This is a genomic window from Pseudomonas sp. D3 (assembly GCF_029320995.1).
GTDB classification, from domain to species: domain Bacteria; phylum Pseudomonadota; class Gammaproteobacteria; order Pseudomonadales; family Pseudomonadaceae; genus Aquipseudomonas; species Aquipseudomonas paraveronii.
Genome location: NZ_CP119772.1, coordinates 4,754,578 through 4,767,245, shown reverse-complemented (window position 1 = coordinate 4,767,245; position 12,668 = coordinate 4,754,578). Strand labels below are relative to the sequence as shown.

At 60.5% G+C, this 12,668-nt stretch carries 11 protein-coding genes; all 11 read left to right on the top strand.

The annotated features are described in order from the left end of the window. Nucleotides 1-3 precede the first annotated feature (3 nt). The 11 genes from flhB (at nucleotide 4) to P3S72_RS21845 (ending at nucleotide 12,662) form a co-directional block, all read left to right on the top strand. The gene (gene flhB, locus P3S72_RS21900; protein WP_276194199.1) at nucleotides 4-1,140 is read left to right on the top strand and encodes a flagellar biosynthesis protein FlhB; all 1,137 of its coding nucleotides are present in this window, start codon (nucleotides 4-6) and stop codon (nucleotides 1,138-1,140) included. Nucleotides 1,141-1,519: 379 nt separating this feature from the next. Further along, on the top strand, nucleotides 1,520-1,726 hold the full coding sequence (locus tag P3S72_RS21890; protein WP_276194197.1) for a cold-shock protein: 207 nt from the start codon (nucleotides 1,520-1,522) through the stop codon (nucleotides 1,724-1,726). Nucleotides 1,727-2,056: 330 nt separating this feature from the next. Continuing rightward, nucleotides 2,057-4,171, top strand: coding sequence for a flagellar biosynthesis protein FlhA (flhA, locus tag P3S72_RS21885; RefSeq protein ID WP_276197973.1), 2,115 nt, complete (start codon nucleotides 2,057-2,059; stop codon nucleotides 4,169-4,171). An 11-nt stretch (nucleotides 4,172-4,182) separates the two neighbouring features. Then, nucleotides 4,183-5,499, top strand: coding sequence for a flagellar biosynthesis protein FlhF (gene flhF / locus P3S72_RS21880; protein ID WP_276194196.1), 1,317 nt, complete (start codon nucleotides 4,183-4,185; stop codon nucleotides 5,497-5,499). A 105-nt stretch (nucleotides 5,500-5,604) separates the two neighbouring features. Next, entirely contained in the window at nucleotides 5,605-6,438 is an 834-nt protein-coding gene (gene fleN, locus P3S72_RS21875) for a flagellar synthesis regulator FleN (protein ID WP_003192912.1), read from the top strand. Further along, nucleotides 6,435-7,175 (top strand): RNA polymerase sigma factor FliA, encoded by a 741-nt coding sequence (fliA, locus tag P3S72_RS21870; protein ID WP_247407275.1) that lies wholly within the window; start codon nucleotides 6,435-6,437, stop codon nucleotides 7,173-7,175. Before fleN ends, fliA begins: the two co-directional genes overlap by 4 nt. 167 nt (nucleotides 7,176-7,342) lie before the next feature. Next, the gene (locus tag P3S72_RS21865) at nucleotides 7,343-7,717 is read left to right on the top strand and encodes a chemotaxis response regulator CheY (RefSeq protein ID WP_247407279.1); all 375 of its coding nucleotides are present in this window, start codon (nucleotides 7,343-7,345) and stop codon (nucleotides 7,715-7,717) included. A gap of 18 nt (nucleotides 7,718-7,735) precedes the next feature. Continuing rightward, nucleotides 7,736-8,524: a protein phosphatase CheZ gene (locus P3S72_RS21860; RefSeq protein WP_102618843.1), complete on the top strand. Its 789-nt coding sequence runs from the start codon at nucleotides 7,736-7,738 to the stop codon at nucleotides 8,522-8,524. An 11-nt stretch (nucleotides 8,525-8,535) separates the two neighbouring features. Then, nucleotides 8,536-10,749 (top strand): chemotaxis protein CheA, encoded by a 2,214-nt coding sequence (locus P3S72_RS21855; protein ID WP_276194193.1) that lies wholly within the window; start codon nucleotides 8,536-8,538, stop codon nucleotides 10,747-10,749. A gap of 48 nt (nucleotides 10,750-10,797) precedes the next feature. Then, nucleotides 10,798-11,922 carry a chemotaxis response regulator protein-glutamate methylesterase gene (locus tag P3S72_RS21850; protein ID WP_253397691.1) on the top strand — a complete coding sequence of 375 codons (1,125 nt, stop codon included), beginning with the start codon at nucleotides 10,798-10,800 and terminating at the stop codon, nucleotides 11,920-11,922. Further along, a complete protein-coding gene (locus P3S72_RS21845; protein WP_247405923.1) occupies nucleotides 11,922-12,662 on the top strand; it encodes a flagellar motor protein in 741 nt (246 codons plus the stop codon). Before P3S72_RS21850 ends, P3S72_RS21845 begins: the two co-directional genes overlap by 1 nt. Nucleotides 12,663-12,668 lie beyond the last annotated feature (6 nt).

The following is a 12,668-nucleotide window of genomic DNA, read 5'->3' as shown; positions in this document are numbered from 1 at the left end:
GCCATGGCCGAGAGCGAGAGTGGTCAGGACAAAACAGAAGACCCCACGGATAAGCGTAAAAAGGACTCCAGGGAAAAGGGCGAGATTGCCCGCTCCAAAGAGCTCAACACCGTTGCGACAATGATGGCCGGTGCTGGCGCCTTGCTGATCTACGGCGGCGGCCTGGCGCTCGACCTGATGGAGTTGATGAAGCTCAACTTCACCTTGCCCCGTGAAGTGCTGCTCAGCCCCGGCGCCATGGGGCAGTACCTGCTGCATTCGGGGAAAATCGCGATCCTGGCGGTGCAGCCGATTTTGATCACTTTGTTGCTGGCGGCGCTGATCGGCCCCGTCGCCCTTGGCGGCTGGCTATTCGCTGCGAGCAGCATGGCGCCCAAATTCAGCCGCATGAACCCTGCCGCCGGGCTCAAGCGGATGTTTTCCACCAAGGCCCTGATGGAACTGCTCAAGGCCCTGGCCAAGTTCATCCTGATTTTGTTCGTGGCGCTGGTGGTATTGACCTCCGACATCGACGACTTGCTGCGCATCGCCCATGAACCGGTGGAGTCAGCGATCATCCACAGCGTGCAAGTGGTGGGCTGGAGCGCGTTGTGGATGGCCGCCGGGTTGATCCTGATCGCCGCCGTGGATGCGCCGATCCAGTTGTGGGAAAGCCACAAAAAACTGCTGATGACCAAGCAGGAAGTGCGCGACGAACACAAGGACCAGGAAGGCCGCCCCGAGGTCAAGCAACGCATTCGCCAACTGCAGCGCGAAATGTCTCAGCGCAAGATGATGGCTTCGGTGCCCGACGCCGACGTGGTGATCACCAACCCGACCCACTACGCCGTGGCCCTCAAGTACGACCCGGAGAAGGGCGGCGCGCCGATGCTGCTGGCCAAGGGCAGCGACTTCACCGCCCTGAAGATCCGCGAAATCGCCGTGGCCAATGGCATCCTGCTGCTGGAATCGCCGGAGCTGGCGCGGTCGATCTTCTACTCCACTGACCTCGACCAGGAAATCCCTGCCGGGCTGTACCTGGCGGTGGCGCAGGTGTTGGCGTATGTCTATCAGATTCGCCAGTACCGTGCGGGCAAAGGCAAGCGGCCTGATCCGCTTAAAGACCTGCCGATTCCGCCGGACTTGCGTCGCGATTCCTGACGGGTCGTTCAAATTGGCACCGTGCCATTCGTCGTAAAACCTTCCTGGCCTGTCAACTTTGACAGTAGCCAGCATCGCCTGCTCGCGGTTCTATTACCTCGCGTACTGCGCAACAAGATGCAGGGAGTGGGGCGATGCAGCTATTCACAGGCAGGGTCAAATCTTATGACCAACAGACCGGATTGGGTTCTATTGCGCTGGACAGTGGGGCAGAAGATGTATCGGTAGAACTATGCAGCTCGGATAGACCCCTGCTGTCGGAGGGGCAGAAAGTGGAGTTTTGGATGATCCATCGACCGACTGGCATCTATGCATGCGACATTCGACTGATCTGACGACACCTGTGTAAGTCCTTAATTGAAGTGTACGGAGAACGGCAATGGCAACAGGCACTGTGAAATGGTTTAACGCGGAGAAGGGGTTTGGGTTTATTAGCCAGGATGGCGGCGGCGATGTGTTCGTCCATTTTTCCGCCATCCAGGCCGAGGGTTTCAAGTCTCTTGAAGAGGGCCAGAAAGTGGAGTTTCTCGTCGAAAAAGGGCCTAAGGGCGATCAGGCTGCGAGCGTGAAAATCCTCTCTAAATAGAGCCGGCTGGTTGATCGTTCCCGCGCTGAATGTCGGAACGATCCGCCATCAGGTCGTTGAGTGTTCCCTTGCGCCCTTGCGTCGAACTCTTTCCAGCTCAAACGAAAAGTCATTGAGCAATGCATTGGCTGAGGTTGACCAGCAGGTCTTCGGTCATTTGAATCAGTTGATCCCCTACCTGCTCATTCGTCAGTCAGTCCTCGCCATAAGGGATCTGCGACCTCAAGCAAAAGTTGGAAGGCTTCTTGCAATACCGCCTTCAGGACGCCCTCTAGCGTCAAAACTTTGCTTCAAGGAACGCGAGGAATACCGGTGGTAGATCGCTCTCAAATGCTCAACACGGCCCGTGGCACCCTGACTGATTTGTCGCGGGGCAATCTGGGTGTGCCGTTGTTGTTGCTGGTGATGCTGGCAATGATGATGTTGCCAATACCGCCGTTCCTGCTCGACGTGTTCTTCACCTTCAACATTGCCTTGTCCGTCGTCGTGTTGCTGGTCTGCGTCTATGCCCTGCGGCCGCTCGACTTTGCGGTCTTTCCGACCATCCTGCTAATCGCCACGCTGCTGCGGTTGGCGCTGAACGTGGCGTCCACGCGGGTGGTGATGCTCAACGGCCAGGACGGTCACGCCGCCGCCGGTAAGGTGATCCAGGCCTTCGGTGAGGTGGTGATCGGCGGTAACTACGTGGTCGGTATCGTGGTGTTCGCGATCCTGATGATCATCAACTTCGTGGTGGTGACCAAGGGCGCCGGGCGGATTTCCGAGGTGAGCGCGCGCTTTACCCTCGACGCCATGCCCGGCAAACAGATGGCTATCGACGCCGACCTCAACGCCGGCCTGATCGACCAGAACCAGGCCAAGACGCGCCGCCTGGAAGTGGCTCAGGAAGCCGAGTTCTACGGTTCCATGGACGGTGCCAGCAAATTCGTGCGCGGTGATGCCATCGCCGGCCTGTTGATTCTGTTCATCAACCTGATTGGCGGCATGGCGGTCGGGATCTTCCAGCACGGCATGAGCTTTGGCGATGCGGGCAAGGTCTACGCCCTGCTGACTATCGGTGACGGTTTAGTGGCGCAATTGCCATCACTGTTGTTATCCACAGCAGCGGCGATCATGGTGACCCGTGCATCGGGCTCCGAAGACATGGGCAAGCAGATCAGCCGGCAGATGTTTGCCTCGCCCAAGGCCCTGGCCGTGGCGGCGGGCATCATGGCTATCATGGGGCTTGTGCCCGGCATGCCCCACGTCTCGTTCTTGAGCATGGCGGCCATGGCCGGCGGTGGCGCCTACCTGTTCTGGAAAAAGCAGAACGTGATCAAAGTGAAGGCCCAGCAAGAGATCGCGCGCCAGCAGGAGTTGCTGCCGTCGCCGGCCCGCGCCCAGGAAACCAAGGAGTTGGGCTGGGACGATGTGACCCCGATCGACATGATCGGCCTGGAAGTCGGCTACCGCCTGATTCCGTTGGTAGACCGCAACCAGGGCGGCCAATTGCTCGCGCGGATCAAGGGTGTGCGCAAGAAGTTGTCCCAGGACCTGGGCTTCCTGATGCCCACCGTGCATATCCGCGACAACCTCGACCTGGCCCCCAGCGCGTACCGCCTGACCCTGATGGGCGTGATCCTCGCCGAAGCGGAGATCTACCCCGACCGCGAGCTGGCGATCAACCCCGGCCAGGTGTTCGGCACACTGAACGGTATAACCGCCAAAGATCCGGCTTTTGGCCTGGAAGCGGTATGGATCGAAGTCAGCCAGCGTAGCCAGGCGCAGTCCCTCGGTTACACCGTGGTGGACGCCAGTACGGTTGTCGCCACGCACCTCAACCAGATTCTGTACAAGCACTCCCACGAGCTGATCGGCCACGAAGAAGTCCAGCAATTAATGGGTTTGCTGGCCAAGGCGTCGCCAAAACTCGCCGAAGAACTGGTGCCGGGCGTGCTGTCGCTGTCGCAATTGCTCAAAGTGCTGCAGGCGCTGCTGTCCGAACAAGTGCCGGTGCGCGACATTCGCAGCATCGCCGAGGCCATCGCCAACAATGCCGCCAAGAGTCAAGATACCGCCGCCCTGGTGGCTGCGGTGCGCGTCGGATTGTCCCGCGCTATCGTGCAAAGCATTGTAGGGGTTGAGTCTGAGCTACCTGTGATCACCTTGGAGCCAAGGTTGGAACAAATATTGCTCAATAGTATTCAGAAGGCAGGACAAGGCCAGGAAGAGGGCGTTCTGCTGGAGCCAAGCATGGCTGAAAAACTGCAGCGTTCGTTGATCGACGCCGCACAGCGCCAGGAAATGCAGGGCCAACCGGTGATTCTGTTGGTGGCAGGTCCGGTCCGAGCGATGTTGTCGCGGTTTGGACGCCTGGCAGTGCCGAATTTGCACGTTTTGGCTTATCAGGAAATCCCTGACAACAAGCAAGTGACTATCGTCGCGACAGTAGGGCCCAACGGCTGAGGTAGTGGGTTATGCAAGTAAAGCGTTTTTTCGCCGCCGATATGCGTCAGGCCATGAAACTGGTACGTGACGAGCTGGGCGCCGACGCTGCGATTATCGGTAACCGTCGTATTGCCGGCGGTGTCGAGCTGACGGCTGCCCTGGATTACACCCCTTCGGCGCTGGCCCCGCGCGTCCCGAACATGGAGCTTGAAGACGAGCTGCGCAAGACTGCCTCGCGCATTGTCTCGGCCCAGGCCGAACTGAGCATGCGTGGCGACAGCGATGCGACCACCAATCGCCAGTTGTTCGCCGGCCTGCCGCTGACCGCCGCCGAGCCGTTGATCGAGCCGACGTTCATCGAGCCGCCGCGTCCTGCCGCGCCAGCTCCGGCCGCCGCAGTCGACCAGCGTGTGTTCGATTCGATGCGCTTTGAACTCAACGGCCTGCGCGAACTGCTGGAAGTGCAGCTTGGTTCGCTGGCGTGGACCCAACTGCAAGGCAGCAAACCGCAACAGGCCAACCTGTGGCGTCGCCTGCAACGCATCGGTCTGTCCGGCCCGTTGTCCCGCGACCTGCTGGCGCTGACCACCGAAATCGAAGAACCTCGCCAGGCCTGGCGCATGTTGCTGGCCCACCTGGCGCGGATGATCGTGACCCCGGAACTCGAACCCCTGGAAGAGGGTGGCGTGATCGCCATGGTCGGCCCTGCCGGCATGGGCAAGACCACCACCCTGGCCAAGCTGGCCGCGCGTTACGTGCTCAAGTACGGCGCCCAGAATATCGCGCTGGTGAGCATGGACAGCTACCGCATCGGTGCCCAGGAGCAACTCAAGACCCTGGGCCGTATCCTCAATGTGTCGGTGACCCACGTTGACCCGGGCCAGTCCCTGGCCAACGCCCTCGATCCGTTGCTGCGCAAGCGTGTGGTGTTGATCGATACCGCCGGCCTGCAAGCCAGCGACCCGGCGTTGCGCATGCAACTGGAAAGCCTGGCCGGGCGTGGTATCAAGTCAAAAAATTACCTGGTGCTTGCAACCACCAGCCAAAAACAAGTTCTTACCGCTGCGTACCATAGCTACAAGCGCTGTGGCCTGGCCGGATGCATCCTCACCAAGCTCGATGAAACCGCGAGCCTGGGCGAGGTGTTGAGCCTGGCGATCAGTCATGAACTTCCGGTCGCCTACCTGACCGACGGGCCGCGGATTCCAGATGATTTGCATCTGCCGCGCCGTCATCAGTTGGTCAGCCGTGCCGTCAGCGTGCAAATGCAAGAAGAGCCTAGCGAGGAAGCGATGGCCGATATGTTCGCCGACCTTTACCACAACCCGGCAAAACGGGTGGGTTGAGGGCAGCATGAACACCCTGAATTGTATCTACATCGATGGTCTGCAGCGATTCACGCGGCCAACCCATGTAGCCTGCGTCTAAGCAAGACAAGGTAAAGAAATAAAATGGGCAGCATGCATCCCGTACAGGTGATCGCGGTGACCGGCGGCAAAGGTGGCGTCGGGAAAACTAACGTGTCAGTGAATTTGTCCCTGGCGCTGGCAGAGCTTGGCCGTCGTGTCATGCTGCTGGATGCTGACCTGGGATTGGCGAACGTTGACGTTTTGCTGGGGCTCACGCCCAAACATACCCTCGCCGATGTGATCGAGGGCCGCTGCGAGCTGCGCGATGTGCTGCTGCAGGGCCCTGGAGGCATCCGCATCGTGCCGGCCGCCTCGGGCACTCAGAGCATGGTCCACCTGAGCCCGGCGCAGCATGCCGGCCTGATTCAGGCGTTCAGCGATATCGGCGACAACCTCGACGTGCTGGTGATCGACACCGCCGCCGGGATCGGCGAGTCCGTGGTCAGCTTCGTGCGCGCCGCGCAAGAAGTCCTGCTGGTGGTCTGCGATGAACCCACCTCGATCACCGACGCCTACGCCCTGATCAAACTACTGAATCGTGACTACGGCATGAACCGCTTCCGCGTGCTGGCCAATATGGCCCAGAGCCCGCAGGAAGGGCGCAACCTGTTCGCCAAGTTGACCAAGGTCACAGATCGCTTTCTCGATGTCGCCTTACAATACGTCGGCGCAGTTCCCTATGACGAGTGTGTACGCAAGGCTGTGCAAAAGCAGCGTGCAGTCTACGAAGCGTTCCCTCGTTCGAAATGCGCCTTGGCGTTCAAGGCTATTGCTCAGAAGGTCGATACCTGGCCATTGCCCGCCAACCCACGGGGGCATCTGGAGTTTTTCGTCGAGCGATTGGTGCATCAGACGAGCGCAGGACCGGTGCTATGACAGCCAGCGGCTATAACCTTTACAAGAAATCGGCACGTGACAGCCAAGGTGAATTGATCGAGCGCTATGCGCCCCTGGTCAAGCGCATCGCTTATCACTTGCTGGCACGCCTGCCCGCCAGCGTCCAGGTCGAAGACTTGATCCAGGCCGGCATGATCGGCCTGCTCGAAGTGTCGACCAAATACGACGCGAGCAAAGGTGCGAGTTTCGAGACGTATGCGGGTATCCGTATCCGTGGCGCGATGCTCGATGAAGTGCGTAAAGGGGATTGGGCGCCGCGTTCGGTACACCGCAATACGCGCATGGTCAGTGACGCAATTCGCGCAATTGAAGCAAAAACCGGTCGCGACGCTAAAGATCACGAGGTTGCGGCCGAACTCCAATTGAGTCTCGACGATTATTACGGGATTTTGAACGATACCTTGGGCAGCCGCCTGTTCAGTTTCGACGACCTGTTGCAGGACGGCGAACACGAAGGGCTGCACGAGGATGGCGCGAGTACTCATCTCGAGCCGTCGCGTGACCTGGAAGATGAACGCTTTCAGGGTGCGCTGGCGGACGCGATTGCCAATTTGCCGGAGCGTGAGCGACTGGTGTTGGCGCTGTACTACGACGAAGAGCTGAACCTCAAGGAAATCGGTGAGGTCCTGGGGGTCAGCGAATCGCGTGTCAGCCAACTGCACAGCCAGTGCGCAGCCCGCTTGCGGGGACGCCTGGGAGAATGGCGCGCGCGCTGACAGGCAGTGTGGGGACACTGCAAACACTACCGTGAGGGCCCTGGTCTTCGCGGGTGAGTTTCGTGGTGCCCTGGGCAGTCCTTTTTGTGTAACGCCTGTTGATTGAAATGGCGCGTCCAGGTGCTGGGCGCGTTTAAGACTGCTTGGAGGTCGAATTGGACAAGAACATGAAAATCCTCATCGTTGATGACTTCTCAACGATGCGGCGGATCATAAAAAACCTGTTGCGTGACCTTGGGTTCACCAACACGGTCGAGGCGGATGACGGCCTTACGGCGATTCCGATCCTCAACAGCGGGAGCATCGACTTTCTGGTAACCGACTGGAACATGCCCGGCATGACCGGTATCGACTTGCTACGTCATGTGCGCGCCGATGAAAAACTGCGCAGTCTTCCCGTGTTGATGGTGACCGCCGAAGCCAAGCGAGAGCAGATCATCGAAGCCGCCCAAGCCGGGGTCAACGGCTACGTGGTCAAGCCATTCACTGCGCTGGCCTTGAAAGAGAAGATCGAAAAAATCTTCGAACGCATCGGTCATTGATGCTGCCACGGGGGAGCTATGGAGCATAAAGAAACGTCACAGGGGGACTTTGAGTCGACCCTGAAAAAGCATGCTCACCAGCTCGTCGAGAGCCTTGAAAAAGGCCATTTCGGCGACGCGGTGCAGTTAATCCATGAGCTTAACCAGACCCGTGACCGCGGCCTGTATCAGGAAGTGGGCAAGCTCACACGCGAGCTGCACAGTGCGATCGTCAACTTTCAGATTGACCCGCACATGCCCCAGGCCGAAGAGATTTCGCAAATTACCGATGCTACTGAACGCCTGTCCTATGTGGTCAGGCTGACTGAAGCGGCGGCCAACCGCACCATGGATCTGGTGGAAAACGCCACGCCTCTGGTCAACGGCATGGCCAATGAAGCCCAGGCGCTCAGCGTTGACTGGGGCCGTTTCATGCGTCGGGAAGTGGGGGCTGAGGAATTTCGTGAGTTGGCCCGTCGGGTTGAAGGTTTCCTGTCGCGCAGCGAACAGGACAACCACACGGTTTCCAGCAACCTCAATGACATTCTGCTCGCCCAGGATTACCAGGACCTCACCGGTCAGGTGATCAAGCGCGTGACCCAATTGGTCACCGAAGTGGAAAGCAACTTGCTCAAATTGGTGCTTATGGCAGGCCAAGTTGATCGTTTTGCCGGCATCGAACATGACCGCGAAGCGATCCTCTCGGAAAAAGATCCACAAAAACATCTCGCCAAGGGTGAAGGTCCGCAGATTCATGCCGATAAACGTGAAGACGTTATGTCAGGTCAGGATGACGTAGATGACCTGTTATCCAGTTTAGGCTTCTAAGGAGCACACCCATGAGCTTCGGCGCCGATGAAGAAATCCTTCAGGATTTCCTTGTAGAGGCCGGCGAAATTTTAGAGCAACTGTCCGAACAACTGGTCGAGCTGGAAAGCCGACCGGATGATGCGAACCTGCTCAATGCAATTTTTCGCGGTTTTCACACTGTAAAAGGGGGCGCCGGCTTCCTCCAGCTCCATGAGCTGGTGGAGTGCTGCCACATCGCCGAGAACGTGTTCGACATCCTGCGCAAGGGTGAGCGTCACGTTGATTCGGAGCTGATGGACGTGATTCTCGAAGCACTGGATGCGGTCAACGGCATGTTCAGCGAAGTCCGCGAACGTGCCCCGATCACCGCCGCCACTCCGGAACTGCTGGCCGCCCTGGCGCGCCTGGCGGAACCTGCCGACACCTCGGCCGCGCCGGTGGTGGAAGCGGCTCCGGAGCCTGTGGTCGAAGCCGAAGCGGATGTCACCGACAGCGAGTTCGAGCAACTGCTCGACTCCCTCAATGCGGTCAAGGCCGAAGCCGAAGCGCCGCAAGCGGTCGCCGCAGTCGCCGCGCCGACCAGCGAAGACATTACCGACGCAGAATTCGAATCCCTGCTCGATCAGTTGCACGGCAAAGGCCAGTTCGCCGCCGACGCCGTTGCACCCACGGCTGCGCCGCAAGCACCGGCTGCCACCGCCGGCACCGACATTACCGACGACGAATTCGAAGCCTTGCTCGACCAGTTGCATGGCAAGGGCGCCTTTGCTGCCGATGCCCTGCCGGAAGTCGCTGCGACTGCCGCCGCACCTGCTGCCAGTGCCGCACCTGCCGGCGACGGGCTGATTTCCGATCACGAATTCGAAGCGTTGCTCGACGAATTGCACGGCAAGGGCAAGTTCACCGAAGTGGCCCCGGCCGCAGCGGCGACGGCAGCTCCGGTAGCCGCCAAACCAGCGCCGGCCAAAGCCGCAGCACCTGCTGCTGCCGCCAAGCCAGCGCCGGCCCCAGCTGCTGCTCCCGCCCCCGCGCGAGCCCCGGCCGCCGCCGTGGCCGACAAGCCTGCCAGTGAAGCCGAAACCACCGTGCGCGTGGATACCGCGCGCCTGGACGACATCATGAACATGGTCGGCGAATTGGTGCTGGTGCGTAACCGCCTGGTACGCCTGGGCCTGAGCAGCGGCGACGAAGCCATGCAGAAGGCCGTGTCGAACCTCGATGTGGTCACCGCCGACCTGCAGACCGCAGTGATGAAGACGCGGATGCAGCCGATCAAGAAAGTCTTCGGCCGCTTCCCGCGCCTGGTTCGCGACCTGGCACGTCAGCTCAAGAAAGAGATCAACCTGGAACTGGTGGGTGAAGAAACCGACCTCGACAAAAACCTTGTCGAGGCCCTGGCCGACCCGCTGGTCCACTTGGTGCGCAACGCCGTCGACCACGGCGTAGAAACCCCGGAAGAACGCGAAGCCTCGGGCAAGTCCCGTGGCGGCAAGGTGATTCTGGCGGCGGAACAAGAGGGCGACCATATCCTGCTGTCGATCACCGATGACGGCAAAGGCATGGACCCGGCGATCCTGCGGGGTATCGCGGTCAAGCGTGGCGTGATGGACAAAGACGCCGCCGACCGCCTGACCGACACCGAGTGCTACAACCTGATCTTCGCCCCGGGCTTCTCGACCAAGACCGAGATTTCCGACGTGTCGGGCCGTGGCGTGGGCATGGATGTGGTGAAAACCAAGATCAGCCAGCTCAACGGTTCGATCAATATCTACTCGACCAAGGGCCTGGGCTCGAAGATCGTCATCAAGGTGCCGTTGACCCTGGCGATCATGCCGACCCTGATGGTGATGCTGGGCAACCAGGCCTTCGCCTTCCCGCTGGTCAACGTTAACGAAATCTTCCACCTCGACCTGTCGCGCACCAACGTGGTGGACGGCCAGGAAGTGGTGATCGTGCGCGACAAGGCGTTGCCACTGTTCTACCTCAAGCGCTGGCTGGTCGCCTCGGCTGCCCATGAAGAGCAGCGCGAAGGCCATGTGGTGATTCTCTCCGTGGGCACCCAGCGCATCGGCTTTGTCGTCGATCAACTGGTGGGCCAGGAAGAGGTCGTCATCAAGCCTTTGGGCAAAATGCTGCAGGGAACCCCGGGCATGTCGGGTGCGACCATCACCGGTGACGGTCGCATCGCATTGATTCTCGATGTTCCGAGCATGCTCAAGCGTTACGCCGCACGGCGTATTTGATTCTGGTGGGGCAGGGCGGTATTGCCCGCCCCGCCTAACGGAGTGTTTATGGTAGTCAAGGTCCTGGTGGTGGACGATTCGGGTTTCTTCCGCCGCCGCGTCTCGGAAATTCTTTCCGCCGATCCAACGATCCAGGTGGTCGGTACGGCCACCAACGGCAAAGAGGCGATTGATCAAGCCATAGCGTTGAAGCCGGACGTGATCACCATGGACTACGAGATGCCGATGATGGATGGCATCACCGCAGTCCGGCACATCATGCAGCGCTGCCCGACCCCGGTATTGATGTTCTCCTCGCTGACGCATGAAGGCGCCCGGGTCACCCTGGATGCGTTGGACGCCGGCGCAGTGGACTTCCTGCCGAAGAATTTCGAAGACATCTCGCGCAACCCCGAGAAGGTCAAGCAGATGCTGTGCGAGAAGGTCCACAGCATTTCGCGCAGCAACCGTCGCAGCCTGTTCAGCGCCCCGGCGCCCGCGCCGGTCGCCGCCCCGGCCGCACCCACCAGCACCGCGTTTGGTCGCCCGGCTCCGGCGCCTGTGGCCCGGCCTGCCGTAGCACCTGCGCGCACGCCTGCGCCGAGCGCCCATTCGCCGGCGCCGAAACGCAAGGCGTATAAACTGGTCGCCATCGGCACCTCGACCGGCGGCCCGGTCGCCCTGCAACGGGTATTGACCCAACTGCCGGCCAACTTCCCGGCGCCAATCGTGCTGATCCAGCACATGCCCGCCGCGTTCACCAAGGCCTTTGCCGAGCGCCTGGACAAGCTGTGCCGCATCAGCGTCAAGGAAGCCGAGGATGGCGACATTCTGCGTCCAGGCCTGGCGCTGCTGGCCCCTGGGGGCAAGCAGATGATGGTCGATGGCCGTGGTGCGATCAAAATCCTGCCAGGCGATGAGCGCCTCAACTACAAACCTTGCGTGGATATCACCTTCGGTTCGGCAGCCAAGTCCTACGGTGACAAAGTTCTGGCGGTGGTGCTCACCGGCATGGGCGCCGACGGTCGTGAAGGCGCGCGCCTGCTCAAACAGGGCGGCAGTGCGATCTGGGCCCAGGACGAAGCCAGTTGCGTGATCTATGGCATGCCGATGGCTATCGTCAAGGCTGACCTGGCCGACGCCGTCTACAGCCTGGACGATATCGGCAAGCATTTGGTGGAGGCCTGCCTCTGATGGATGTACTGAGCCTGATCGGCATCACCATGGCGTTTGTCGCGATCATCGGCGGCAACTACCTCGAAGGCGGGCACCTCGGTGCCTTGGCCAACGGCCCGGCGGCGCTGATCGTGATCGGCGGCACCGTGGGCGCGGCGTTGCTGCAATCGCCCATGAGTTCGTTCAAACGCGCCATGCAAATCCTGATCTGGATCATTTTCCCGCCGCGTGTCGACCTGGCCGGTGGCATCGACCGCGTGGTCAACTGGAGCCTCACCGCACGCAAGGAAGGCCTGCTGGGCCTGGAAGGCGTGGCCGACGCCGAGCCCGACAGCTACGCGCGCAAAGGCCTGCAATTGCTGGTGGACGGCGCCGAGCCGGAGGCGATTCGCAGCATCCTGGAAGTGGATTTCTATACCCAGGAAAGCCGCGATATTAATGCCGCCAAAGTGTTTGAAAGCATGGGCGGCTACGCGCCGACCATCGGCATCATCGGTGCAGTGATGGGCCTGATCCACGTGATGGGCAACCTGGCCGATCCGTCGCAACTGGGTAGCGGCATTGCGGTGGCGTTTGTCGCCACCATCTACGGTGTGGCGAGTGCCAACCTGGTGCTGTTGCCGGTCGCCAGCAAGCTCAAGTCGATTGCCACGCGCCAGTCGCGTTACCGTGAAATGCTGCTCGAAGGCATCCTGTCGATTGCCGAGGGCGAGAACCCGCGCTCCATCGAATTGAAGCTCCAGGGCTTCATGGACTGATGGGAG

Excerpts from the sequence above, each read along its gene's own strand:
- P3S72_RS21845 (WP_247405923.1), top strand. The coding sequence starts at position 11,922 with ATGGATGTACTGAGCCTGATCGGCATCACCATGGCGTTTGTCGCGATC.
- flhF (WP_276194196.1), top strand. The coding sequence starts at position 4,183 with ATGCAAGTAAAGCGTTTTTTCGCCGCCGATATGCGTCAGGCCATGAAA.
- flhA (WP_276197973.1), top strand. The coding sequence starts at position 2,057 with ATGCTCAACACGGCCCGTGGCACCCTGACTGATTTGTCGCGGGGCAAT.
- P3S72_RS21855 (WP_276194193.1), top strand. The coding sequence starts at position 8,536 with ATGAGCTTCGGCGCCGATGAAGAAATCCTTCAGGATTTCCTTGTAGAG.
- P3S72_RS21850 (WP_253397691.1), top strand. The coding sequence starts at position 10,798 with ATGGTAGTCAAGGTCCTGGTGGTGGACGATTCGGGTTTCTTCCGCCGC.
- flhB (WP_276194199.1), top strand. The coding sequence starts at position 4 with ATGGCCGAGAGCGAGAGTGGTCAGGACAAAACAGAAGACCCCACGGAT.
- fliA (WP_247407275.1), top strand. The coding sequence starts at position 6,435 with ATGACAGCCAGCGGCTATAACCTTTACAAGAAATCGGCACGTGACAGC.
- P3S72_RS21860 (WP_102618843.1), top strand. The coding sequence starts at position 7,736 with ATGGAGCATAAAGAAACGTCACAGGGGGACTTTGAGTCGACCCTGAAA.
- fleN (WP_003192912.1), top strand. The coding sequence starts at position 5,605 with ATGGGCAGCATGCATCCCGTACAGGTGATCGCGGTGACCGGCGGCAAA.
- P3S72_RS21865 (WP_247407279.1), top strand. The coding sequence starts at position 7,343 with ATGAAAATCCTCATCGTTGATGACTTCTCAACGATGCGGCGGATCATA.
- P3S72_RS21890 (WP_276194197.1), top strand. The coding sequence starts at position 1,520 with ATGGCAACAGGCACTGTGAAATGGTTTAACGCGGAGAAGGGGTTTGGG.